This window comes from Kitasatospora cystarginea, from assembly GCF_039533515.1.
Taxonomy (GTDB): Bacteria; Actinomycetota; Actinomycetes; order Streptomycetales; family Streptomycetaceae; genus Kitasatospora; species Kitasatospora cystarginea.
In genome coordinates, this window is the sequence record NZ_BAAATR010000011.1 from 14,528 (window position 1) to 38,243 (window position 23,716).

Genomic DNA, 23,716 nt, shown 5'->3' on the forward strand with positions numbered 1-23,716 from the left:
GGAATTGGATCGGGACGGCGCGGGGGCGGCGAGGGTAGCGTCGGGCCGCAATGGAGCGTGACCGACCGAAGGGGGTAGCCGTGCACCCACAACTCGCCGAGGACCTGGCCCAGTTGCCCGACCTGCTGGAGGACACCCGGCGGCGCGCCGTGGCCTTCCTCGACGGGCTGGGCGAGCGTCCGGTCGTCCCCGTGCCGTGGGAACCGGAGGTGGAGCCGCTGCCAGGGCGGGGAGTCGGACTGCGGGCCGCGCTGGAGGAGTTCGCGGTGCGTTGGGAGCCGAACCTGTCGGCGAGTGCCGGGCCGCGCTACCTCGGGTTCGTCACGGGTGGCGCGACCCCGGCAGCGCTGGCCGGCGACTGGCTGACCGCGGCCGCGGACCAGAACTCCAACTCCTCGCTGGACCCGGCCGGACAGCGGATCGAGCGGGAGACGGTCGGCTGGCTGCGCGAGCTGTTCGGCCTCTCCGACGCGCACAGCGGCACCTTCGTCAGCGGCGCGACCATGTCCAACACCGTCGGGCTGGCGATCGCCCGCGAGTGGCTCGGGGAGCGGCGCGGAGTCAGTCCGGCCGAGGACGGGCTGGCCGCGCTGGGTCCGGTGCGGGTGCTCTCGGGCAGCGCGCACTCCAGCGTCGCCAAGGGGCTGTCCGTGCTCGGCCTCGGCCGCCGTGCCCTGGTCGGGGTGGAGACCCTGGCCGGACGGGAAGCGGTCGACCCGGTCGCCCTGGAGCGCGCGCTGCGGGAGACGGACGGGCCCTGCGTGGTTGTCGCCAATGCCGGCACCGTCAACACGGTCGACTTCGACGACCTGCACGCCATCGCCGCCCTGCGCGAGCGCCACGACTTCTGGCTGCACGTGGACGCGGCCTTCGGCGCCTTCGCCGCCCTCTCCCCGGACCACGCCCACCTGGTCGAGGCCCTCGACCTGGCCGACTCGGTCTGCGTGGACCTGCACAAGTGGCTGAACGTGCCGTACGACAGCGCGGTGCAGTTCACCCGCCGCCCGGACCTGCAGGCCCGGGTCTTCCAGAACTCCGCCGCGTACCTCGGCTCGGTGGGCGACCACCCCGACCTGGTGCACCTCACGCCGGAGAACTCGCACCGGCTGCGCGCCCTGGCCGCCTGGTTCACCCTGCGTGCCTACGGGCGGGACGGCTACCGCGAGATCGTCGAGCGCGATGTCTCCTGCGCCCGTGCGATGGGCGAGGCGGTGGCCGCCGTACCGGGTCTGCGGCTGCTGGCACCGGTCCGCCTGAACGTGGTCTGCTTCACCCTCGCCGAGGAGCCCACGGCCGAACGGCTCGCCGCCCTGGCCGCCGAGCTGAACGAGGAGGTCTTCCTCACCCCGACCCGCTACGCGGGCGTGCCCGCGCTGCGAGCCGCGTTCAGCAACTGGCGGACGACCGACGCCGACGTCCGGCGGGCCGCTGACGCGCTGGCGCGAGCCGTCCGCAAGCTGCTCTGACGGGGTGGGGAGCGCGGAGGGGAACCGGGGGAGCGCGGGGCGGGGAGTGGTGGAGAGCCGGCTGCAGCGGAAGTTGCGGGAGCGCCGGGAGGCGGCGGTGCTGGCGGAGCTCGGCCGGCAGCTGTCCGGGCTGCTCACCGGCCGGGGGATGGCGCAGGAGGAGGCACCGCCTTGGATCGGTGAGACCGTTTCGGGGTTCTGGGACGTCTTCGTCGAGCCGTACGGCACGCTGCCGGACGATGTCGAGCCGGCGGCCGTGGACGCCTGGATCGAGCGGCTGCTGACGCGGCACGGCGTGACGGGCAGGGTCTACGTCCGCAGTCCGCTGACCGGCCTGCACTGGCTGGAGTGCCGGGTGCCGGACGGCGGGTGGGTGTCGCGGGTCCGGCAGGCGGTCGAGGATCCCTGGGTGTTCGTGTCGGGGGACTTGGACGTGGTCGTCGCGGTGCTCGAGGGCGAGTACTACTACCAGGCCCATGTCGGCCGGAAGCTACCCGGCGCCGGGTAGCGCCTCCGGCGCCCGTCCCCGCGCGAGGGGAGACCGCCGCCGCGCGGGGGACCGGCGGGTCCGGCCTCAGCCGCGTTCGGCCAGCCGGGCGGCGTGCTCCCGCTGCTGCTCGGTGGTGAAGCGCAGGAACTCGGTGATCCGGTGGATGTCCTCGACGCCGAGGTTGCGCAGGTAGGCCTCGCCCTCGGTGACGATCGGCCCGTAGATCTCCCAGACCAGCGTCCTGGCCTTCTCGGTGGGCTGGACGATCACCCGGCGGCGGTCGGCCGTGTCCCGGGTGCGGGCCGCGTAGCCGGAGCGCTCCAGCCGGTCGATGGCCGTGGTGACGCCGCCGGTGGTCAGACCGGCGGCCGAGGCCAGCTCGCCGGGGCTCATCGGGGTCGAGCCGAAGAGCAGGTCCAGGCAGTGCATGTCGGTCCGGTTCAGCCCGAGGCGGTCGGCGGCCTGCTGGTCGAGCGTGTCGTTCGAGCGCTGGAAGTCCTGCATGGCCTGGCCGAGTTCCTCGATCAGGCACTCCAGGACCTCGTCCGGCTGCTCCCGTTCCTCCGCCATGGCGGCCTCCCCTCGCTGATTCCCTTGACTTTCTAGCGATCTGATTTCTAAAGTTACCTCATCGCTAGTCGCTAGAAAATCTAGTGACTAGATAAATGGCTCTGCAGCTTCGCTAGAGATACCTGGGGGAACCATGACCGCCGCTCCGCTCCACGTCCTGGTCATCGGCGCAGGCTTCGGCGGACTGACGCTGGCCCACGGCCTGCGCCGGGCCGGCGTCTCGGTGGCGGTGTACGAGAAGCACCGCACCCGCACCGACGGTCTCTACGGATACCGGGTGGGCATCGACCCGACCGGGAACCGGGCGCTCAAGGAGTGCCTGCCGCCGCAGCTCTTCGACACCTTCGTGGCGACCTGCGCCCGCACGCCCCGGTACTTCAACGTGCTGACGGAGAAGAAGAAGCGCACCGCCGCCATCCCGCTGCGCGGCGACTCGGACGAGATCAACTCCGAGCGCTCGGTGTCCCGCCAGACCCTGCGGCAGCTGCTGCTGACCGGACTTGAGGACGTGGTGCACTTCGACAAGCGGTTCACCCACTACGAGCAGCAACCGGACGGCACCGTGACGGCGTACTTCGCCGACGGCACCAGCGCCACCGGCGACGTCCTGGTCGCCGCGGACGGCGCGCACTCGGCGGTGCGCAAGCAGTACCTGCCGCAGGCCGTACTGCGACCCGCCGGGATCATCAGCATCGGCGCCAAGATCCCGATGAGCCCCGAGGCGCTGTCCCTGCTCAGCAGGGAGGCGCAGCAGGGACTCTCGCTGGTCTTCGCGCCGAAGGGCTTCATGTGCATCTGGCACGTCATGGAGTTCGGCTGGGACGCCCGCGGCGGGGTGAAGGAGGGCGTGGCGGGCAACGACGCCGAGCTCATCAGGGCCTGGCCGGGCCTGCTGTTCGACAACACCAGGGACTACATCTCCTTCGGCCTGTGGGCCTCGGAGGACAAGTTCCCCGCCGACGTGCTGTCACTGCGCGGACCGGACCTGATCGACCTGGTGCTGCGGCTGACCCCGAACTGGCACCCGGACTTCCGCCGGCTGTTCGCGATGGCGGACCCGTCCACGGCCTTCCCGCTGCAGATCGCCACCTCCGAAGCCGTGCCGGCCTGGCCCACCAGCACGGTCACCCTGCTCGGCGACGCCATCCACACCATGACTCCCGGCCAGGGGGTCGGCGCCAACACCTCGCTGCGGGACGCGATGCTGCTCTGCCGCGCCCTCTCCTCGGTCCAGGCCAAGGGGCGGGACCTGCTGGCGGCCATCTGCGAGTACGAGGCCGAGATGATCCCGTACGGCTTCGCCCGGGTCGCCGACTCCCTTGTGCAGAACGGAACTTCCGGCAGTGATCCGCTGCACAGGCCGGTCGTCGGCCGGGCCGTGCTTGCGGCCAACCGGGCCTACTTCCGGGCGGTGGACGCCATCCCGCCGCTGCGCCGCAAGTTCCTCGACGACCTCTACACCTATCGAGGCGCCGAACTCGCCGCCGCCGAGTGAGGCCTGACGGGGCGGCTCCCCGGCACCCCGGCCCCTGCCCGTGCGTTGTCGGGAGGGCGACTTCAGGGGGCGGGCGTGAACATCTTCATCTGGGCGGTCGCAGCGGTGGCGGGACTCCTCCTGCTGGACCAGGTGCTGCTGTGGCTGGAACGGCGGGGCTGGATCTACTGGCGGAAGCGGCGGGCCGGCATCGGCGCTGCCTCCACCGCCGGCCTGATGGACGAGCTGCACGCCTTCCTCTCGCCGGGCCGGCAGCACGTGGCGGAGGAGAAGGAGCGCCGGCTCGTCCTGCGCGACGACGACGCCGAGTCGGGCGAGCCCCTGGATCGCCGGATCGACCTGGACTCGGGCCGCGCGGTGGTCCGGGTGCGGAGGCGCCGCGAGGGCGGTGGTGCGTGACGGGCCGTGAGCGGCAGCGGGGAGGATGGCGGGTTCGAGTCGCCCGGTTGACGGTCCGCCAGGTCCGCCGGGGCCGTCAGGTCCTTCAGGTCCGTCAGGTCCGCCAGGTGTACCGGGTCTGCCAGGTGCAGGCGCGGAGCCGATTGACGGTTCATGCGGTTTCGGGGTCGGCGTGCGGTGAAACCCATGGCCCGTAAGGGAGTTGGGGCCAGATCCGCGGCCCGGATCGGCATGTCTTCGACAAGAAGATAACTCGTCAGTAACATCGCTTAAGCGGCTGTCCCACGCCGCCTGTGTCTACTGATCTCGCGCGGTCGTGTCCTCGTCCGCCGCGCCAAAGGGGACTTGTTGAACAGCTCCGCTCGCAAAGCCGTCCTGCCTGCCATCGCGGCGGCGATCGTCCTCGGCGGTTCCGCCTGTGCGGCACCCGGGGGCGGGCCGCAGGCCGCCGGGACGCCGGGGACACCGAGTGTCGCCGATGCCTCGACCATCGCGGCCGCCCGCGCCGGCTCGGAGGCCCTCGTGGTGGCCGCCGCCCAGCCGGGAGCGGAGCAGACCGCGGTCAGCACCCCAGCCGCGGGGGGCGGACGTCCCGCCGCTGCCTCCGCCGCGCGGGGCGTCCAGCTCGCCGCCTACGACCCGGCCACCGGAACCGCCGTGCTCAAGGCCGGTACGACCGGGGTGAACGGCGCGGCGTCGAGCGCCTCGCCCGCGGCCAAGTCGTCGGGTACGCCCGCCGCGAAGCCCTCGGCCGGGAGCTCGTCCGCCGGGAACCCGCCCGCTGGGAAGCCGTCGGCGTCCGCCGCGGCCTCCCAGCCGGCCTCGGCCGCTCCGGCCGACACCGTGCGGCCCGGCCAGCTGATAGCCAGCCCGCCGACCGCGGCCGCGCCGAAGGGGGCGCTGCTGGCCGTCACCGCGGTGCAGCCGGGCAAGGACGGTTCGGTCACCGCCGCCACCCGCCCCGCGACCCTGTCCGAGTTGCTCGGTTCCGCCGAGGCGGACGGGAAGATCGCCGTCGACCCGCACGCGATCACGGTGAAGCCGCTGGTGAAGGACCTGAAGCTGACGTTCGGCAAGGACGGCGGCACGTCGAAGGCCGACGCGTCCGGCACGCTCCAGCTGGACCTGAACGCGCCGGTCGCCCTGCCGGGCGGCAGCGCCTCGGCCTCCGGCTCCCTGCAGCTGCGGCCCGCCGTGCACTTCGCGTACCACGGTGCCGCCCAGGGCAGCCCGCGTACCGCGTCGGTCGGGTTCGACCTCGGCGCGCACGCGCAGTGGAAGGTCAGCGGCGAACTGGCGAAGACCACCGGCAACCCGGTCCGCGTCCCCTTCGCCGAGCTGCACGCCAACCCCGTGCTCACGGTCGGCGGCCTGCCGGTCGTGGTCAACCTCGGCCTGACCTGCTTCCTGGAGGTCAACGCCGACGGCAAGGTGACCATGGACGCCGAGCAGCAGTTCGACGGCGCCTGGGCGGTGCAGGCCCAGTACACCGGCGGCCGGGGCTGGAGCCCGGTGACCGACACCGGTGACACCAAGATCTCGCCGGTCAAGGCGCAGCTCTCCGGCAAGGCCGCCGTCCGCGCGGGCCTCGGCGCCGAGGTGAACGTCGGTCTGTTCAACGCGGTCGGCGTGGACGCCACGCTGGAGCCGTACGTCCGGGCCCAGGGCGAGGGCTCGCTCACCCTGGACACCTCGAAGGGCATCACCCCGCAGGTGCGCGGCAACCTCGCGCTGTACGGCGGCGTCGATCTGACGGGCGCGCTGTCGGCGCACCTGAAGATCTTCGGCACGCCGGTGGTGGACAAGGAGCTCCCGCTGCCCGGCTACCACAAGGAGTGGCTGCTGAAGTCGGTCGGCTCGGCCCCGGCGCCGTCGGCCGGCTGACCACGGAGGACGCCCGCGGCCCGCTTCCGTGCGGCTGACCGCGGAGGGCGCCCGCTGCCGTTCGACTGGCGGTGGAGGGCGCCCGCTGCCGCCCGCTCCCGTCCGGTACGGAATGATCACCGTGCGGACGGGAGAAGGGGCGCGGGGGCGATGCGTATCGGGATACTGGGACCGCTTCAGGTCCTGGGCGGCGCGGACGGGCCGCCGATCGGGATCGGCGGAGCCCGGCTGCGCGCACTGCTGATCCGGCTGGCGCTCGACCCCGGCCGACTGGTCGTCAGCGAGCGGCTGGTCCAGGACCTCTGGGAGGACCGGCCGCCGTCCGATCCGGCCGGCGCGCTGCAGTCCCTGGTCTCCCGGCTGCGGCGGGCCCTGGACGCCGACCCCGGGACCGGCCGGGCCGCGATCGGCTCGCACCCCTCGGGCTACCGGCTCGACCTGCCGCCGGACGCCGTCGACGCCTGGGCCTTCGAACGGGCGGCGGCCGAAGGGCGGGCCGCGCTCGGCGCCGGCGAGTTCGAGCGGGCCGTGCGGGTGCTCCGCGAGGCGCTGTCGCTCTGGCGCGGGGACCCGCTGGCGGACGCCGGTGCCGCCGCCTTCGCCGCGGCGCCGGCGGCCCGGCTGCGCGAGGTACGGCTGGCGGCCGTCGAGGACCGGGTGGACGCCGAACTCGCGCTGGCCGGCACCGGCGTCCCGGAGATGCTGCCCGGGCTGATCGCCGAGCTGACCGAGCTGTGCACGGCCGACCCGCTGCGGGAGCGGTTCGCGGCCCGGCTGATGCGGGCGCTGCAGGCGGACGGGCAGCAGGCCGCCGCGTTGGAAGCCTACGACCGCACCCGCCGGGCACTGGCGGAAGAGCTCGGCACGGACCCGGGCCCCGAGCTGCGGGACGTCCACCTGCGGGTACTGCGCGGCGATGCCCCGGCCGGCAAGGACACGCACTCCGCCGTGCACTCCGCGGCCCGGAGCAGCGGCCCCGGCGCCCGGGCCGGCAGCGGACCCGGTGGGCTGCCGGCCCGGTCGACCAGCTTCGTCGGCCGGACAGAGGAACTGGCCGAGGTCCGTCGGCTGCTCGGCGAGCACCGGCTGGTGACCCTGACCGGGCCCGGCGGTGTGGGCAAGACCAGGCTGGCGGTGGAAACCGGAGCGGCCTTCGAGGTGCGGCGGCCCGGCGAGGAGCGGCGGCTCGGCGAGGTGCGGATGGTCGAGCTGGCGTCCGCCGCCGGCCCGGGCGCCGTCGTCGCCGCCGTCCTGACGGCCGTCTGCCGACCGGCGGTCGGGGTACTGGCCGGCGGACTGCCGGCCGGACCGGCGGCCGCGGGCTCCGCCGGTGACCCGGTCGACCGGATCGTTCAGGAGCTGACCGCTCGCCCGGTGGTGCTCCTCCTGGACAACTGCGAACACGTCGTCGACGAGGCCGCACTCGTCGTCGGCCGCCTGCTGGCCGCCGCGCCGCAGGTCCGGGTACTGGCCACCAGCCGGGAGCCGCTGGGCGTACCGGGGGAGGCCCTGCACCCGGTGCGGCCGCTCGCAGTTCCCGGGCCAGGCGCCGACCCCGAGGAAGCCCGCACGCATTCCGCCGTGGCGCTGTTCGCCGACCGCGCGGCAGCGGTCAGCCCCGGCTTCACGGTCGACGCCGCGAGCGCTCCGCACGTGGTCCGGCTCTGCCGCGAGCTGGACGGCATCCCGCTCGCCATCGAGCTGGCGGCGGCCCGGCTGCGCTCGCTGACGCCGGCCCAGCTGGCGGGCCGGCTCGACGACCGCCTGCGGCTGCTGGCCCAGGGCAGCCGCACCGCGCTGCCCAGGCACCGTACGCTCCGTGCCGTCATCGACTGGAGCTGGGCGCTGCTGGTGGAGGACGAGCGGGTGCTGCTGCGGCGGCTGTCCGTGTTCTCCGGCGGGGCAGGGCTCGCCGACGCGCACCGGGTGTGCGCCGGCCACTGGCCGGGCGGCGAGCGGCCCGACGAGACCGCCGTGCAGGACCTGCTGGCCGCACTGGTGGACAAGTCGCTGGTGGTGCTCCTCCCGGCGGCGGATTCGGTCGGCGCCGAGCGGTACCGGCTGCTGGAGACCGTCCGGGAGTACGCCGCCGGGAGACTCGCCGAGGCCGGGGAGACGGAGACCGTCGGCGCGGCGCACACCGAGTGCTTCCTCGAACTCGCCGAAACCGCCGAGCCCCTGCTGCGCACCGCCGACCAACTGGCCTGGCTCGCCCGGATCGACGCCGAGCAGGGCAACCTGGACGCCGCGCTGCGTCGGGAGATCCGGGCGGCGGGCAACGGGCCCGGGTCGGCCGAGCGGGGGCTGAGGCTGGCCGCCGCAAGGGTGTGGCCGTGGCTGATGCGCGGCCAGGGGCACCAGGCCGGGGAGCGGACGGCCGAGGTCCTGCGGGTCTTCGGAGCCACGCCGCCGCCCGGTGCCGAACAGGCCCACGGCATCTGCGTGATCGTCGCGCAGCTCACCCTGTCGCTGCGCGGTGACGGCGACGCCGCCGTGGCCGAGGCCTTCACCGGTGCGCTGGTGACGGCGCAGCAGGCCGACCATCCCATCGCCCTGGCCGCCGCCCTGATCCCCGCCATGGGCGGCTCGTCGCGCGGCGCGGCCCAGGTGGCGGAACGGTTCTCGACCCACGCCAACCCGTGGATCGCGGCCCTCGCGCCGCTGGTCCTCGGCCGGATGGAGCTCAGTGGCGGTCGGGTGCGGCGCGCCGAGGAGTGCCTGCGCACCTCGCTGCTCCGGTTCCGGCGCCTTCGCGACCGGTGGGGCCTGGCCCTGGCACTGATCACGCTGGCCGGCCTGCTGTCCGTCACCGGGGAGGTGGCCGAGGCGATGGCCGCGCTGGACGAGGCCCGCCGCTACGACGCCGAGGTCGGCGGTGCGGGCGAGTCCCCGATGCTGCTGGTGCTGTCCGGCCAACTGCTGGCGCGCGGCGGCGACCTGAGCGCCGCCAGGGCCGAGCTCGAGCAGGCGCACGACATCGCCCTGCGCAACCGCGACCCGCAGTTGCAGTTGGCGTCGCGGTACGCGATCGGCGAACTGGCCCGCCGGACAGGGGAGTTCGAGGAGGCGCTGAACTGCCAGCAGCAGGTGGCGAGTTCCCTCCAGGACCGGATCGCGGCCGGGCCCGGCAGCCCGGACCAGGTCCAGCTGCTGGCGCTGCTGCACACCAGCCTGGGGCGGATCCGCCTGCGCCTGGGCAGCCCGGAACAGGCCGCCGAGGCACACCGGCGGGCCCTGGAACTGGCCGCCGACTGCGGCGACCACCCGGTCCGGGCCGCGGCCCTGGAGGGCTTCGCCGAGTACTGCCTCGCGCACGGCGACGCCGGACGGAGTGCGGCGGCCCTGGGCGCCGCACACGCGCTGCGCGGAACGCACGACGCGGGTGACCCGGAACTGCGCGAGCTCCGGGACGGCTGCCGCGCCGCGCTCGGTGCGGACGGCTTCGCCGCCGCCTGGCGGCACGGCCGGAGGCTGCCCAGGCCCGAGACGCTTTCCCTGCCGCCCGGGTGAGGCCGCATCGGCCCGCCGAAGCCCCTGTGCGGGGCCGCGGCGGGCCGACAGTGTCTCGTCGCCTCTGCCGGATCCCGTCAGCCGACGGTGTCGAAGGGCTGGTGGTCGGGCCGGCAGACCGTGTCGGACGGCGGCAGGACGCCGTCCACGAGGTAGCGGGCCTCGTGCGCGGCGGCGCAGCCGCTGGGGTTGGCGAGAACGGTGTGGCCGTAGCCGTCCACGGTCAACAGGCGGGCGCGGGAGAGGGTCTGGGCCATGGCCCGGGAGCCCTGGTAGGGCCAGGCCGGGTCGCCGGTGTTGGCCACGACGAGGACCGGATTGGCGGTCGGGCGGTTCCACGGTCCGTCGTAGCGGTCGCGGTCCGTGGCCGGCCAGGTGGCGCAGGGCTCCGCGGCCCAGGCGAAGTACGCGCCGAGCGGGCCGGACCTGGCCCGGGCGAGGGCGGCCTGCGCCGGATAGGCGGACGGGGAGCGCGGGTTGGCGCTGTCCGCGCACACCACACCGAGGGCCTGCTCCTTCCCCTGGTAGACGGCGGGGGCTGGGGCGTCTGCGGCGGTGGTGGCGGCGGTGGTGGTGGCGGTGGAGCCGGTCCAGAGCTGCTGGAGCTGCGACCCGAGGCCCGTCCAGCCGGCCGCCAGGTACGGTATCGGCCTGGTGGCGTCGAGTTGCAACGCGATGCTCTCCAGCGCGGACGCGTAGCTGAAGGGCATCGCCCCCATCGGGGTGTCGATGGTGACCGGCCGCTGCTGCAGGCGCTGGAGCAGGGTGGCGAACTTGGCCCGGGTCGCGGCGGCGTCACCGGCGGCGAAGGCGCAGGTCTTGGGCCCGGCCTGGCCGCACTGGTCGAGGAAGGCGTTCAGGACGTGATCGGCGGCCAGGTCGGTACCGGTCCGCAGGAAGGCACCGAGCCGCCCGGCCTGAGCACTGTCTTTGGTGGACCAGGCCACCGGGTCCACGGCGCTGTCCAGGATCATCGACCGCACCCTGCCGGGGAACAGGTTGGCGTAGGTTGCGCCGAGGTAGGTGCCGTAGGAGACGCCGTAGTAGGTGAGCTGGCGGTCCCCGACGGCCTGGCGGAGCAGGTCCATGTCCCTGGCGACGTTCGCCGTGGACAGGTGCGGCAGCAGCGCCGGGTTGTTCCGGAGGCACTCCTGGCCGAAGCGCGCATAGGCGTCGGTCCAGGTCCGCTCCTGCTGCCGTCCCACCGGGAAACCGGCGGGGACACCGGCGAAGAACCTCTGCTCGGCCGCGATGTCCGGGAAGCAGTGCGTCGCGGTGCTCGTGCCGACGCCCCTCGGGTCGAAGCTGATGATGTCGAAGCGCTTCTGCACCTGCTCGGGGAAGAGCGAGGTCATCGCCCGAAGTGCCAGGGTGCCCGGTGCGCCGGGACCGCCCGGGTTGTAGAACAGCGACCCGATCCGGTGTGCCGGTTCGGCCGCCGGGTGCTTGATCACCTTGATGTCGATGGTGGCGCCGTGCGGTGCGCGGTAGTCGAGCGGCACGTGGGCGGTGGCGCACTCGAAGCCGTCGGCGCACGACTGCCAGACGAGCCTGGGGACCGGGGCGGCGGCGGTCGAGGCGGTCGCGGCGCTCGCCGTTGCGGTGACGGCCGGGAGGGCCGTCGCGATCAGTCCGGCGATGGCTGTCGCGGCGCGTGCCCGGCGTGCGGCCGCGGTCGGGCGCTTGGCGCGGGGGAGGGGACGGCGGAGGCTTGCGGTCAGACCTCCGGGCCGGAGTGCGGGAGTCATCGGGTGCCCTTTCGGTGTCCTTGCCGGGACGGCCGCGGCGTCGTCGGCCACGACCCGCCCTTCCGGCGTGGCACACCCTGCCGGTGCGTGCTGTCAGACCGCTGGCAGCGCGCTGGCACCGTCGCGGCAGGCGGGCCGGACCCCTGGCGGCCGTCGCTCCGCCCCGGGACGCGGGCGCGCCGGCCGCCATCCGGGGCGGTGCATCACGGTGCGTCAGACATGTCGCGGCGGATCAGGCGCGGGGCGGGGGCCAGTGGGGGGTGCCGTCGCCGGGGTCGAGGCGGGCGACCACTTCGGCGAGGCCGATGCAGGCCTGTTCGATCTTGCGGTAGGTGCTCTTCCGTTCGGCGATGACGGCTGACAGCAGCAGTCCGGTCAGGGCGGCGGAGCCGTTGAGGGCCTGGAGGGTGATCATGGTCCCGAGCAGGCTGCGGTGGGTGAAGGGTCCGTTGTGGTCGGTGGCGGCCACCACGGTCAGGACGGAGACCAGCAGGACGCACGGTGCGGCTCCCGCCAGCTGGAAACGCAGCACGGCCCAGATGAGCAGCGGGAAGACCAGGAACAGCAGATCGAGCGTGGTGTTGGTGACCAGCAGTGTCACCCCGGCGGTGGCGGCCAGCAGCGCCGCCGGTTCGATCCACCGGTACAAGGCGATGTCCCGGGGCATCCGGGCGCTGCGCAGGACGAGCAGCACCGGGGTGACCACGAGTACGCCCATCGCGTCGCCGGTGTACCAGGCCGACCAGGTGGGCCAGAAGCCGCTCGGCGGCAGGCTGCCGTACAGGACCAGCGAGCCGGTGCCCACGGTCGAGCTGATCAGCATCCCGGTGAGCGCGCCCAGGAAGACCAGCGCGAGACCGTCGCGCAGCCGGTCCAGTTCGACCCGGAAGCCGACGCGGCGCAGCATCAGGTAGGCGCAGATCGGGGCGAGGGTGTCACCGGGGACGACGCCGAGGGCGGAGAGGTTGAGGTCGATCGTCCCGGTCACCAGCAGGGTGCCCAGGGCGATCCCCGGCCAGATCCGCAGGCCCAGGAGGAGTAAGGCGGTCAGGGCGATGCCGGTGGGCGGCCAGAGCGGGGTGACCTCCGCCCCCGCGATGTTCACTTTCTGCAGCAGGCCGAGCCGTCCGGCCGCGAAGTAGAGGGCGGCGATGACGATGATCTGGAGGCCTGTCGCGGAGAAACGCCGGAGTCGCTCGTTTCGCAGCACAGCAGCCATCACACAACGTCCGGCAGCCGTGCCCGTACGTGACACGCGCGCACGGGCCGTACCGGACCGCGTCAGCCGTACTGGGTCGCGGCGGCCGTACCGGGCCGCCGGGGCCGCTGCCGGAGTGGCTGCCCGGAGGCTGGGCTTTCAGTCGGGCAGGTCGGCCGGCTTCTCGTGGCAGAGGACCAGGACGGCGGCGTCGTCGGAGTGGCCGGTGAGGTCGGCGACCTTGAGGACCTCGGCTGCGAGGATGCCGGGGTCGACACCGGTCTGGCCGGTGACCTGGGCCCCTAGCGCCTCCATCACCCGGTCGAGCCCCGCCTCGATCGGGAAGGACGGGCCCTCGACCACCCCGTCCGTGAACAGGGCGATCGCCCCGGCCTGCGACAGCCGTCGGGCGGACACCGGGTACACCTCGCCGGGCAGGATGCCGAGCGGTAGTCCGCCCTCGTCCTGGGCGATGCCGCTGCGGCCGTCGGCGGTGGCCCAGACGGCCGGGACGTGGCCGGCCCGGGCACCGGCCAGCTCCCAGGTGAGCGGGTCGAAGCGGAGGAAGGTGCAGGTGGCGAAGAGCCGGGTGTCCATCGACAGCAGCAGGTCGTTCGCCCGGCTGAGCACCTCGCCGGGGTCGGTGGAGGCGGCGGCGACCGCGCGCAGCCCGATCCTGACCTGGCCCATGAAGGCGGCCGCTTCCACGTCGTGGCCCTGGACGTCGCCGATGGAGAACCCGAGCGTTCCGTCGGGCAGCCAGAAGCCGTCGTACCAGTCACCGCCGATGTCCAGGCCGTTTCGGGCGGGCGTGTACCGGGCGGCGGTCCGCAGGCCCGGCAGCTCGGGCAGGACGCCCGGGAGCAGCTCGCGCTGCAGGGCCTCGGCGAGTTCCACCCGGGCCTGCTGGAACTCGGCCCGCTCCAGTGCCTGGGCGGTCAGCCGCCCGAGCTCGTCGAGCAGGTCGTCGGCGCTGGCGGGCCGGGGGGAACGGTGTCGGGGCATGGACCCTCCGAGGTGCCTCAGCGGCGGGCCCAGCCCGAGCTGGGCTCATGGCGAAACCCCGGATTCATCATATTTCCGCGACGGGGGTACCGCCGGACGGAGCAACGGCCGAAGGGCATCGGGGCCGCGAGCCGGGCAGCGCCGTGCGGTCCCGGTTCCGTCATCCCGTCATGCCCCGCGCCCGCTCCACAGCGTGTCGAAGTCGTGGACGGCCCGCTGGGCGGCCGGGGCGAGGGCGGTGGTGCCGGCCTGGGCGCGGGCGGGCCGGAGGAGGTGGTCGACGTCGGGGAGGGTGACCAGGCCGGGGCCGGTGGTGCCGGCGGCGGCCAGGGCGGCGACCAGCGGGCCGGTGGTCGAGCAGGGGAGGTCGGCGTCGGCGGTGCCGCAGGTGACCATGGCCCTGGCGCCGGCGGGCACCTGGCCGGCCGGGTCGGGCGGGTGGACGGCGTCGGCGGTGCGGACGTACGCGGCGCTGGAGTTGAAGTCCTCGAAGACGGCGGCCGTCTGCGCGGGCATGTCGGTGGTGTCGGCCGTCCCGCCCGCGCGCAGGTCGGCCACGCCCTGGGCGATGGACTCCTTGACGGCGGCGGCCTGGTCGGCGTCGATCCGTCCGGCGGCGACGTCGGTGTCCAGCTGCCGGTCCAGCCTGAGGGTGACGAGGTCCAGCAGGCGTTCGTCCTGGGGCTGGAGCAGGGCCAGACCGGCGGGGGCGGGCCGGGCGGTCCGGACGGCCTCAAGGGCGATCACGGCGCCCTCGTCGTGCCCGGCGAGCAGCAGCCGGTGCGGGTCGGTGGTGCTGCGGGAGGCGAGGAACCGGTACGCGGCCTCGGCCTGTCGGACGTATGCGCCGAGGTCGAGTGTGGCGGCCTTGTCGGTGTACGCGCCGAGCCCGGTCAGCCCGGTGCCGTACTTGTCGTAGCGCAGGGTCGCGATGCCGTCGTCGCCCATCAGCCGGGCCAGTTCGGCGAGGGTGCCGGGGCTGAGCCGGGGCTGGTTGCCGTCGCGGTCGGTGGGGCCGCTGCCGGGGAGCAGCAGGGCGGCCGGGAGCCGGCTGCCGGGGGCGTGGGCGGGGATGTGCAGGGTGCCGTACGTGGTGGTGCCGTCCACCGTGAACGAGATGTTGTGGTCCCCGGACGCCAGGTCGGTGCTGAGGACGGTGGTGGCCGAGGGGGTCAGCGGGGCGGGAGCGGTCGGGACGGCGGGCGGAGCGGCCCGGCCGCTGCCGCAGCCCGTCAGCACCCCCGCGCTCAGCACCAGGACGGCCAGGATCGCCGCGACGCGGTACGGCTGCCTGGGTGGGCGCATGGGCTGCTCCGGGGTAGAGCGGCGACCGCTCCCGGCGGACCGGTGGTGGAGCACTTCGCGTCGGGGGCTCAGCACCCAGGTATAGGCCATGGCATGACGTTCCGCTCGGTGGCGGCGGTCGCCCGGATGCCGGGGTCCGGACCGGGGCCGGGGGCGGTCGCGGTGCGGTGCCGGGGCGGCAGCGCCACCGCTGTGGCTGTCGCTCGTTGCACGTAGGCGAGTGGTGGAGCCGTTACACCCCTGCGGGTGACTTCGAGGGAGCGCCTTTGTATGCTTCGGTCATTCTCTACACGTCTGTAGAAGTAAATGGGAGGCCCGTCCGGGCGGCTCGAACGTCGGAACCGGCGCTCGGGCGCCGCATGTCCCAGTAGGTGGCGAGGACGCACTCGCGTCCCCGCGCCGCCCGTCCGCCGGTGTCCGCACCGGCCTGGGTCGAGGCGGGACGTGGCGGTTCAGCAGCCGAGCGAACGAGGGGTGTGGGCATGACGGGACAACGGGCGCGTGCGCCCTACGGCGAGGCGGAAGCGCGGCGTCAGCGCCCGGTCCCGCCCGCGCGGCGCTCGGACGAGGGCCTCGCGCAGAGCACCGGCGCCACCGCGCAGCGGCGTCCCGGCGCGGCCGCCGGGCAGGTCCCGGGCAGCCGGCGGTCCATCGAGGACGCCGACGGCCGGGGCCGCCGGGACGCCCGTGCGGCGAACGCCGGACGCGGTGCCGGAGAGCGGCTGCCCGCGGTCTACCCGGCGCTCGGACTGCCGGTGTTCGGCGCCGTGGTCGACGCGGTGACCGGGTCCGGGGTCGGAGTGGTCTTCGCGGTCTGCGCGGTGCTGGGTGCGGCGCTGGCCACGCTGGTCAGCAGCCGGGCCGGCTGGTGGTGGGTGGTCACCTCCGCGCCGGTGGTGGTGCTGACGGTGGCCGTCGGGACCGAGTACCTCGTCAACGGGGACAAGTACCAGGGCAAGGCGCTGGCCAGTGGGGCGCTGCGCTGGGTGACCCACGCCTTCCCGGTGATGTCGGCGGCCGTGCTGGCCGCACTGCTGATGATCGTGGTCCGCAGGCTGCGGGAGGAGAGGGGCCGTCGTGGCTGAGGGCAGGCAGGGTCAGATGCGGTCGCGCAAGCCGGGCGGCGCCCGTGGTGGACGGCGGATCTCGCCGCTGCTGATGGCCGGCCGGACCGTGGCCTGCGTCGTCTCGGTGGCGGTGCTCGGCTCCAGCGGCTTCACCTGGTACACCCTGAAGGACCTCCAGGACGGGCTGACCACCTCCAGTGCGCTGGACGAGGCCAAGCGCAACGCGCCGCCGCACCTGGACAAGTCCGTCAACCTGCTGCTGATCGGCCTGGACAGCCGCAAGGACATGGACGGCAACGACCTGCCGCCGCAGGTGGTCGAGGACGACCTGCACGCCGGCAGCAGCAGCGACATCGGCGGCTACAACACCAACTCCCTGATCGTGCTGCACATCCCGGCCAACGGCGGCAAGGTGACGGCGCTGTCCGTCCCGCGCGACGACTACGTCCAGACGTACGGTGCGGACGGGAGGATGCACAAGATCAAGGAGGCGTACGGGATAGCCAAGGACGCCGCCGAGAGCAAGCTGCAGGGCAAGGGGCTGTCCAAGTCGGAGTTGGAGCGGCAGAGCCGGGAGGCCGGGCGCTCGGCGACCATCCAGACGGTGCAGAAGTTCCTCGACATCCCGATCGACCACTTCGCCGAGGTCAACCTGATCGGCTTCTACGACATCGCCAAGGCGTTGGAGCCGATCCGGGTCTGCCTCAACCACCCGGTCAGCGACCCGATCATCTCCCGTACCGCCACCCATGAGGGCGGCGGCACCGGCCTCAAGCTCCCCGCCGGCTACAGCGACCTGAACGCGGCGGACGCCCTCTCCTTCGTCCGCCAGCGGCACAACCTTCCCGGCGGCGACCTCGACCGCACCCACCGCCAGCAGGCCTTCATCGCCTCCGTCGAGTACAAGCTGAAGCAGCAGGGGGTGATAGGCGACCTCGGGCAGATGCAGAAGCTGTTCAACGTGGTGAAGAAGGACGTGGTCATCGACAACCAGTGGGACATCCTGGACTTCGCCCAGCAGGCACCCAACCTCACCGGTGGCAACGTCGAGTTCAACACCCTCCCGATCAGCGGCTTCAAGACCATCGGCGGCGAGGCCGTCAACACCGTCAACCCCGACCTGATCAAGAGGATCGTGCAGCAGCTGTTCGGCCACGATTCGGCACCGGTGCCCGCCCCCTCCGACACCGCGGGCGGGGACTCGGGGCCCTCCACCGCTCCGGCGGACGACTCCGGAGGCGGTTCGCTGAAGGGCACGGTGGAGGTGTACAACGCGTCCAAGGTCAGCAAGGCGGCGGCGAACGAGTCCAAGGCGCTCACCGACATGGGCCTCAAGGCCGGCAGGTACGGCGAGGCGACCAGTCACCCGAGGACCACCACCGTGGTGTACGGCTCCGGGGAGAAGGGCGCCGCCGAGAAGGTGGCGGCCCGCTACGGGGTCATCGCAACCGCCTCCTCGTCCGTGCCCGCGGGCCGCATCGTGGTGACCCTGGGCACCGGGTACACCCCGCCGTCCGACAGCACCGGCCTCGACTCGGCCCCCAGCGGCGGTTCGGACGACTCCGCCTCCCCGTCCAGCAGTGACACCCCGGACCCGGCCTCCACCCTCCCGATGCAGGGACCCGCCGTGAAGGCGGGCGGCATCCCCTGCGTCGACTGAGCGGACGGGCCGCCGCCTCCGGGTCTCCCGGATCCCGCCCCCGGGCTTTCCCTGACACTCAGTCAGGGAGAGCCCGGGGGCGGGTCGGGGTGATTCCCGATGCGCCGTCGACCGGTCGGCCGACACCATGATCGAGGGCGTTCGACCGGCGCCCCGACGCGATCACCCGGAGTCGACCGATGAACGCCTTCAAACGACACCTCGCCCCGTTAGCAATCGCGGCCGCCGCACTGGTCGCCACCACCGCCGCTCCGGCCCTGGCCGCAGCAGCCCCGGCCGCCGCCGTGCGGAGCGCGGCGCCGACCGGTGCGTCCGGGCTGAACACGGCGGCCCTCGACGCGGCGGTCGCCCTGCACCCCGGTGACCGGGCGGGCGGTCAGCTGGCCCGGGTCAGCACCCCGGACCAGACCTGGCGGGGCAGCTCCTCGGACGCCTTCACGGGCCGGCCGATCTCACCGGACGCGCACTTCCACGTCGGCAGCATCTCCAAGGCCTTCGAGGCCACGGTGGTCCTGCAGCTGGCCGCCGAGGGGAAGCTCGACCTCGACCGGACCGTCCAGTACTACCTGCCCAACCTCCTGCCCGACGGCTACTGGCCCATCACCGTACGGCAGTTGCTCAACCACACCAGTGGCCTGCCGGACATGCGGGTGGGCATCCCCAACCCCACGCCCGACCAGCTGATCGACGAACACCTCCACTACTTCACCCTCGACGACGTCATCCGCTCCAGCCTGCACCTGCCGGGCGGATCGACTCCGCCCATGCACTTCACCCCGGGCACCGAGCAGGAGTACAGCAACCTCGGCTACCGCATCGCCGCCAAGATCATCGAGCAGGTGACCGGCAACTCCTTCGGCCACGAGGTGACCAGCCGGGTGATCCGGCCGCTCCACCTGGACCACACGTCCGTCCCCGAGGGCGACACCCGGATGCCCCGGCCGACCCTGCACGGCTATGTCACCGACTCCACCGGCCGGGCCGTGGACGTCAGCGAACAGGGCGACGACACCACCGCCGTCATCTCCACCGCACCCGACCTCGACCGCTTCATCAGCGGCCTGTTCAGCGGCCGACTGCTCGCCCCCGAGCAGCTGAACGAGATGTTCGCCCTCCCGAAGGACGGCGCGGGCAACCCCCTTCGCTACGCGGACGGCAGCGACTGCGACAGCGGACCCGCCAAGGGTGCGGCCTGCTACGGCGCCGGTCTGAAGAACGTCACGCTGCCCGACGGCACCGTCCTGTGGGGCAAGACCGGCCACGACCTCGGCTACGCCGGCGGCGTCTTCGCCACCCGCGACCTGCGGCTGCGCATCGTCTACGGCGTCGGCACCGCCACCGCCGACAACGGCGGCGCCCCCGCCGTCGCCAACCGTCTGGTCGCCGCCGTGCTCACCCCGCCCCAGGGCGGCACTGCCGCCCGCTGAGCCGTCGCGGCGGTGCGGGCGGAGCTACTTCGCGTTCGGCAGCAGCCGGGTGCCCGTGGGCAGGGAGCCCTGGGCCGCCGCGGTGCGGAGGTGGTCGAGGAGGGTGGCGCGCAGCTGGGCCGCGGCGCGGGTGAGGGGGAGGTCGCGACCGTGGGCCAGGGCGATGGTGCGGCCCAGGCCGGGCCCGGCGAAGGTGGCCAGGTGGAGGCCGGAGCGGTCGGCCACCATGCCGGGGACCACAGCGGGGCCGAGCCCGGCCCGTACGAAGCCGAGCACCGCGTCCAACTCCCCGCCCTCGACGGCGAACCGCGGCTCGAACCCGGCCGCCCGGCAGGCCGCCAGCGCGCTCTCGCGCAGCGCGTACCCCTTGCGGAACATCACCAGCGGCCGCTCCCGCAGCTCCTCCACCCGGATCCGCCTGCGCGGCAGCCGCGTCGAGGAGACCAGCACCAACTGCTCGTGCAGCAGCTCGGTGACCGCGAGCTGGGCCGGCCACGTCTCGCCCGCCTGCGGGGCGATGACCAGCGCGAGGTCCAGCTCGCCGGCGCCCAGCGCGGCGACCAGGTCCTGCGAACCGCCCTCCTGCACCTCCAGCTCCACCCCGGGGTGATTGCGCCGGAAGGCGGTGAGCACATCCGGCACCAGGCTCCCGCACAGACTCGGCGGCGCCCCCAGCCGCACCCGCCCGCGCCGCAGCTGGACCACCTCCTGCACGGCGAGCCGGGCGCTGTCCGCGTCGGCGAGGATCCGCCGGGCGAGCGGCAGCAGCGTGGCGCCCGCGTCGGTGAGGGCGATGTTGCCACGGGTGCGGTGGAACAGCTCAGCACCCAACTCCCGTTCCAGCGACCGGATCTGCTGCGAGAGCGACGGCTGGGAGACATGGGTCTGGTCGGCCGCCCGGGTGAAGTTGCGGGTCTCGGCCACGGCGGCGAAGTAGCGGAGCTGCTGCAGCTGCATGCCCCGACTATAGGCAGCCACGATAGGCCCTGCCTATGGTGACCAGCTTCAGCATGTCTTGGACGTACCGTGGGCGGGATTCCTACCGTCGTGGGCATGGCATTGGCGACTGGGACGGGCCGGAGGCGTCCGTCCACTCTGACGACCCTGTGGCGCTCGACCGTCGGCAAGAAAGCGGTCATGGCCGTCAGCGGCGGCATCCTGCTGCTCTATTTGGTCGGGCACCTGCTCGGCAACCTGAAGGTCTTCTTCGGCCCCGACGAACTCAACGGCTACGCGGCCTGGCTGCGCACGATCGGCGAGCCGTTCCTGCGGCACGGCTGGTTCGTCTGGCTGGCCCGGCTGGTGCTGCTGGTCGCCGTCCTGGCGCACGGCACGGCCGCTTACCAGCTCAGCAAGCGCGACCGGGCGGCCCGGCCGCAGGGCTACGTCCACCGCCGGCGGCAGACCAGCTACGCGACCAGGACGATGCGCTGGGGCGGGGTGATCCTGGCGCTGTTCATCGTCTGGCACCTGCTGGACCTGACCACCCTCACCGTGAACCCGAAGGCCGAGGCCGGCCACCCGTACCAGAACCTGGTGGCCTCCTTCTCCACCTGGTACGGCGGCGGGATCTACATCGTGGCGATGCTCGCGCTGGGCCTGCACATCAGGCACGGCTTCTGGAGCGCCGCGCAGACCCTCGGCGTCAACAACCCGCGCCGCGACCGGGCGTTGAAGCTCACCGCGAACCTGCTCGCCCTGGTGCTGACGGCGGGCTTCGTCTCCATCCCCGTGGCCGTCATGACCGGAGTCGTGCAATGAGCTCGTACCTCAACTACACCGTGGGCACGCCGATCCGCGACACCAAGGCACCGGACGGGCCGATCGAGGGCCGCTGGGACCGCCGCCGGTTCGAGGCGAAGCTGGTCAACCCGGCCAACCGGCGCAAGTACCGCGTGATCGTGGTCGGCACCGGTCTTGCGGGCGGCGCGGCCGGTGCGACGCTGGCCGAACAGGGCTACCACGTCGAGCAGTTCTGCTTCCAGGACTCACCGCGCCGGGCGCACTCGATCGCCGCCCAGGGCGGGATCAACGCCGCCAAGAACTACCGCAACGACGGCGACAGCATCCGCCGGCTGTTCTACGACACCGTCAAGGGCGGGGACTTCCGGGCGCGCGAGTCAGGCGTCCACCGCCTGGCGGAGATCTCGGTGGAGATCATCGACCAGTGCGTCGCCCAGGGCGTGCCCTTCGCCCGTGAGTACGGCGGACTGCTGGACACCCGATCCTTCGGCGGCGTCCAGGTCTCCCGCACCTTCTACGCCCGGGGCCAGACCGGGCAGCAGCTGCTGCTCGGCGCCTACCAGGCGCTCTCCCGGCAGATCGCGGCCGGCAACGTGGCGATGCACCCGCGCACCGAGATGCTGGACCTGATCGTGGTCGACGGCCGGGCCCGCGGCATCGTCGCCCGCGACCTGGTCACCGGCGAGATCACCGCCCACCTCGCCGACGCCGTGGTGCTGGCGACCGGCGGCTACGGCAACGTGTTCTACCTCTCCACCAACGCCAAGAACTCCAACGCGACGGCGATCTGGCGCGCCCACCGCCGGGGCGCCTACTTCGCCAACCCCTGCTTCACCCAGATCCACCCGACCTGCATCCCGCGCTCCGGCGACCACCAGTCCAAGCTCACCCTGATGAGCGAGTCGCTGCGCAACGACGGCCGGATCTGGGTGCCCAAGGCCGCCGGGGACACCCGTGCGCCGCAGGACATCCCCGAGCAGGACCGCGACTACTACCTGGAGCGGATCTACCCCTCCTTCGGCAACCTCGTCCCGCGCGACATCGCCTCCCGGGCCGCCAAGGTCGTCTGCGACGAGGGCCGCGGCGTCGGCCCCGGCGGACAGGGCGTCTACCTCGACTTCGCCGACGCGATAGGCCGGTTGGGCCGGGCGGCCGTCGAGGAGAGGTACGGCAACCTGTTCGAGATGTACGAGCGGATCACCGCCGAGGACCCGTACCGGGTCCCGATGCGGATCTACCCCGCGATCCACTACACCATGGGCGGCCTGTGGGTGGACTACGACCTGCAGACCACGGTCCCCGGCCTGTTCGCGATCGGCGAGGCCAACTTCTCCGACCACGGCGCCAACCGGCTCGGCGCCAGCGCGCTGATGCAGGGCCTCGCCGACGGCTACTTCGTCCTTCCGGCCACCCTGCCCGACTACCTGGCGCGGCAGGACGGTCCACCGGTACCGGCCGACCACCCGGCGGTCGAGGAGGCCGTCGCCGACGCCACCGACCGGCTCAACCTGCTGCTGGCGATCGACGGCGACCGCACCCCGGACTCCTTCCACCGCGAACTCGGCGAACTCCTCTGGGACGAGTGCGGAATGGCCCGCGACGAGGCCGGTCTCCGCAAGGCGCTGGAGCGGATCCCCCAGCTGCGCGACGAGTTCTGGCGGCGGATCAAGGTGCCCGGCGCCGGCGAACAGCTCAACCAGTCGCTGGAGAAGGCCAACCGGCTGGTCGACTACTTCGAACTCGCCGAGCTGATGTGCCTGGACGCCCTGCACCGCACCGAGTCCTGCGGCGGCCACTTCCGTACCGAGAGCGCCACCCCGGACGGCGAAGCGGCCCGCATGGACGAGGAGTTCACCTACGTGGCGGCCTGGGAGTTCCGGGGATCCGAGGCCCTGGGAGAGCACGGCGCGGGCGGCGCCCCCGTGCTCCACCGCGAACAGCTCACCTTCGAGTACGTCCACCCCACCCAGCGGAGCTACACATGAACCTCACCCTGCGGATCTGGCGGCAGGCCGGTCCCGACGCACCGGGCGCGCTCACCACCTACCAGGTCGGCGGAATCAGCCCGGACATGTCCTTCCTGGAGATGCTGGACACCCTCAACGAGGAGCTGATCCTGCGCGGCGAGGAACCGGTCGCCTTCGACCACGACTGCCGCGAGGGCATCTGCGGCGCCTGCGGCATGGTCATCAACGGCCAGGCGCACGGCCCGGAACGCACCACCACCTGCCAGCTGCACATGCGGCACTTCGACGACGGCGACACCATCGACGTCGAACCCTGGCGCGCCGCCGCCTTCCCGGTGGTCCGAGACCTGGTGGTGGACCGCTCCGCCTTCGACCGCGTCATCGGCTCCGGCGGCTACATCACCGCCCCCACCGGCAGCGCCCCCGAGGCCCACGCCACCCCCGTCCCCAAGGAGACCGCCGACCTCGCCTTCGAGCACGCCGAGTGCATCGGCTGCGGCGCCTGCGTGGCGGCCTGCCCCAACGGCTCCGCGATGCTCTTCACCGCGGCCAAGGTGGTCCACCTCAACCTCCTGCCGCAGGGCGCCCCCGAACGCGGCAACCGGGTGCGGAACATGGTCGCCGCGATGGACGCCGAGGGCTTCGGCGGCTGCACCAACACCGGTGAGTGCGCCACCGCCTGCCCCAAGGGCATCCCGCTCTCCGGCATCGCCGCGCTCAACCGGGAGTACCTGCGCAGCCTGCGCTGACGGTGTGCCGGGGTTCCAGGCCCAGGAGGGCGC

General features: G+C 73.3%; 18 protein-coding genes. 12 read left to right on the forward strand and 6 right to left on the reverse strand.

Annotation, left to right across the window (positions count from 1 at the left end; translation table 11 throughout):
* Window positions 1-80 precede the first annotated feature (80 nt).
* Together ABD369_RS14420 and ABD369_RS14425 are read left to right on the forward strand one after the other, a co-directional pair.
* Window positions 81-1,466, forward strand: a complete 1,386-nt coding sequence (locus tag ABD369_RS14420) for a pyridoxal phosphate-dependent decarboxylase family protein (RefSeq protein ID WP_344636771.1) — start codon at window positions 81-83, stop codon at window positions 1,464-1,466.
* A gap of 49 nt (window positions 1,467-1,515) precedes the next feature.
* Entirely contained in the window at window positions 1,516-1,974 is a 459-nt protein-coding gene (locus ABD369_RS14425; RefSeq protein WP_344636772.1) for a hypothetical protein, read from the forward strand.
* A 66-nt stretch (window positions 1,975-2,040) separates the two neighbouring features.
* Here the strand turns inward: ABD369_RS14425 and ABD369_RS14430 are convergent, their stop codons facing one another.
* Window positions 2,041-2,526, reverse strand: a complete 486-nt coding sequence (locus ABD369_RS14430; protein ID WP_344636773.1) for a MarR family winged helix-turn-helix transcriptional regulator — start codon at window positions 2,524-2,526, stop codon at window positions 2,041-2,043.
* 133 nt (window positions 2,527-2,659) lie between these two features.
* On the opposite strand from ABD369_RS14430, the gene ABD369_RS14435 reads away from it, so the two are divergent.
* From ABD369_RS14435 to ABD369_RS14450, 4 genes are all read left to right on the forward strand, one after another.
* The gene (locus ABD369_RS14435) at window positions 2,660-4,021 is read left to right on the forward strand and encodes an FAD-dependent oxidoreductase (protein ID WP_344636774.1); all 1,362 of its coding nucleotides are present in this window, start codon (window positions 2,660-2,662) and stop codon (window positions 4,019-4,021) included.
* Window positions 4,022-4,096: 75 nt separating this feature from the next.
* On the forward strand, window positions 4,097-4,420 hold the full coding sequence (locus ABD369_RS14440) for a DUF6191 domain-containing protein (RefSeq protein WP_344636775.1): 324 nt from the start codon (window positions 4,097-4,099) through the stop codon (window positions 4,418-4,420).
* A 348-nt stretch (window positions 4,421-4,768) separates the two neighbouring features.
* On the forward strand, window positions 4,769-6,304 hold the full coding sequence (locus tag ABD369_RS14445) for a hypothetical protein (RefSeq protein WP_344636776.1): 1,536 nt from the start codon (window positions 4,769-4,771) through the stop codon (window positions 6,302-6,304).
* Between the two features lie 150 nt (window positions 6,305-6,454).
* Window positions 6,455-9,814 carry an AfsR/SARP family transcriptional regulator gene (locus ABD369_RS14450; protein WP_344636777.1) on the forward strand — a complete coding sequence of 1,120 codons (3,360 nt, stop codon included), beginning with the start codon at window positions 6,455-6,457 and terminating at the stop codon, window positions 9,812-9,814.
* A gap of 77 nt (window positions 9,815-9,891) precedes the next feature.
* Here ABD369_RS14450 and ABD369_RS14455 read toward each other — a convergent pair whose 3' ends face one another.
* The 4 genes from ABD369_RS14455 to ABD369_RS14470 all read right to left on the reverse strand — a co-directional run bounded on the left by ABD369_RS14455 (window position 9,892) and on the right by ABD369_RS14470 (window position 15,070).
* A complete protein-coding gene (locus ABD369_RS14455; protein ID WP_344636778.1) occupies window positions 9,892-11,562 on the reverse strand; it encodes an alpha/beta hydrolase in 1,671 nt (556 codons plus the stop codon).
* Window positions 11,563-11,794: 232 nt separating this feature from the next.
* Window positions 11,795-12,781 carry an MASE1 domain-containing protein gene (locus ABD369_RS14460; RefSeq protein ID WP_344636779.1) on the reverse strand — a complete coding sequence of 329 codons (987 nt, stop codon included), beginning with the start codon at window positions 12,779-12,781 and terminating at the stop codon, window positions 11,795-11,797.
* Between the two features lie 138 nt (window positions 12,782-12,919).
* Complete coding sequence (locus ABD369_RS14465) at window positions 12,920-13,765, reverse strand: PP2C family protein-serine/threonine phosphatase (protein WP_344636780.1); 846 nt, start codon at window positions 13,763-13,765, stop codon at window positions 12,920-12,922.
* A 168-nt stretch (window positions 13,766-13,933) separates the two neighbouring features.
* Window positions 13,934-15,070 (reverse strand): alpha/beta hydrolase, encoded by a 1,137-nt coding sequence (locus tag ABD369_RS14470; protein WP_344636781.1) that lies wholly within the window; start codon window positions 15,068-15,070, stop codon window positions 13,934-13,936.
* Window positions 15,071-15,552: 482 nt separating this feature from the next.
* Here ABD369_RS14470 and ABD369_RS14475 point away from each other — a divergent pair, with 482 nt between their 5' ends.
* The 3 genes from ABD369_RS14475 to ABD369_RS14485 all read left to right on the forward strand — a co-directional run bounded on the left by ABD369_RS14475 (window position 15,553) and on the right by ABD369_RS14485 (window position 19,224).
* A complete protein-coding gene (locus ABD369_RS14475; protein ID WP_344636782.1) occupies window positions 15,553-16,155 on the forward strand; it encodes a DUF6542 domain-containing protein in 603 nt (200 codons plus the stop codon).
* Complete coding sequence (locus tag ABD369_RS14480; protein ID WP_425557618.1) at window positions 16,148-17,797, forward strand: LCP family protein; 1,650 nt, start codon at window positions 16,148-16,150, stop codon at window positions 17,795-17,797. Before ABD369_RS14475 ends, ABD369_RS14480 begins: the two co-directional genes overlap by 8 nt.
* A 179-nt stretch (window positions 17,798-17,976) precedes the next feature.
* Window positions 17,977-19,224: a serine hydrolase domain-containing protein gene (locus tag ABD369_RS14485; protein WP_344636783.1), complete on the forward strand. Its 1,248-nt coding sequence runs from the start codon at window positions 17,977-17,979 to the stop codon at window positions 19,222-19,224.
* A gap of 24 nt (window positions 19,225-19,248) precedes the next feature.
* On the opposite strand, the gene ABD369_RS14490 is transcribed toward ABD369_RS14485, so the two are convergent.
* The gene (locus ABD369_RS14490) at window positions 19,249-20,181 is read right to left on the reverse strand and encodes a LysR family transcriptional regulator (protein ID WP_344636784.1); all 933 of its coding nucleotides are present in this window, start codon (window positions 20,179-20,181) and stop codon (window positions 19,249-19,251) included.
* A gap of 96 nt (window positions 20,182-20,277) precedes the next feature.
* Between ABD369_RS14490 and ABD369_RS14495 the strand changes: the two genes are divergently transcribed.
* From ABD369_RS14495 to ABD369_RS14505, 3 genes are read left to right on the forward strand one after another with little or no spacing between them, the layout of a single operon-like run.
* Entirely contained in the window at window positions 20,278-20,985 is a 708-nt protein-coding gene (locus ABD369_RS14495) for a succinate dehydrogenase cytochrome b subunit (protein ID WP_344636785.1), read from the forward strand.
* A complete protein-coding gene (locus ABD369_RS14500) occupies window positions 20,982-22,952 on the forward strand; it encodes a fumarate reductase/succinate dehydrogenase flavoprotein subunit (protein WP_344636786.1) in 1,971 nt (656 codons plus the stop codon). The genes ABD369_RS14495 and ABD369_RS14500 overlap by 4 nt, the downstream gene beginning before the upstream one ends.
* The gene (locus ABD369_RS14505) at window positions 22,949-23,683 is read left to right on the forward strand and encodes a succinate dehydrogenase/fumarate reductase iron-sulfur subunit (RefSeq protein ID WP_344636787.1); all 735 of its coding nucleotides are present in this window, start codon (window positions 22,949-22,951) and stop codon (window positions 23,681-23,683) included. The genes ABD369_RS14500 and ABD369_RS14505 overlap by 4 nt, the downstream gene beginning before the upstream one ends.
* The last annotated feature ends 33 nt before the right edge of the window (window positions 23,684-23,716 follow it).

Coding starts and splice junctions, on each gene's coding strand:
- ABD369_RS14430 (WP_344636773.1), bottom strand. CDS start 2,526: ATGGCGGAGGAACGGGAGCAGCCGGACGAGGTCCTGGAGTGCCTGATC.
- ABD369_RS14435 (WP_344636774.1), top strand. CDS start 2,660: ATGACCGCCGCTCCGCTCCACGTCCTGGTCATCGGCGCAGGCTTCGGC.
- ABD369_RS14450 (WP_344636777.1), top strand. CDS start 6,455: ATGCGTATCGGGATACTGGGACCGCTTCAGGTCCTGGGCGGCGCGGAC.
- ABD369_RS14455 (WP_344636778.1), bottom strand. CDS start 11,562: ATGACTCCCGCACTCCGGCCCGGAGGTCTGACCGCAAGCCTCCGCCGT.
- ABD369_RS14460 (WP_344636779.1), bottom strand. CDS start 12,781: ATGGCTGCTGTGCTGCGAAACGAGCGACTCCGGCGTTTCTCCGCGACA.
- ABD369_RS14465 (WP_344636780.1), bottom strand. CDS start 13,765: ATGCCCCGACACCGTTCCCCCCGGCCCGCCAGCGCCGACGACCTGCTC.
- ABD369_RS14470 (WP_344636781.1), bottom strand. CDS start 15,070: ATGCGCCCACCCAGGCAGCCGTACCGCGTCGCGGCGATCCTGGCCGTC.
- ABD369_RS14475 (WP_344636782.1), top strand. CDS start 15,553: ATGACGGGACAACGGGCGCGTGCGCCCTACGGCGAGGCGGAAGCGCGG.
- ABD369_RS14485 (WP_344636783.1), top strand. CDS start 17,977: ATGAACGCCTTCAAACGACACCTCGCCCCGTTAGCAATCGCGGCCGCC.
- ABD369_RS14490 (WP_344636784.1), bottom strand. CDS start 20,181: ATGCAGCTGCAGCAGCTCCGCTACTTCGCCGCCGTGGCCGAGACCCGC.
- ABD369_RS14495 (WP_344636785.1), top strand. CDS start 20,278: ATGGCATTGGCGACTGGGACGGGCCGGAGGCGTCCGTCCACTCTGACG.
- ABD369_RS14500 (WP_344636786.1), top strand. CDS start 20,982: ATGAGCTCGTACCTCAACTACACCGTGGGCACGCCGATCCGCGACACC.
- ABD369_RS14505 (WP_344636787.1), top strand. CDS start 22,949: ATGAACCTCACCCTGCGGATCTGGCGGCAGGCCGGTCCCGACGCACCG.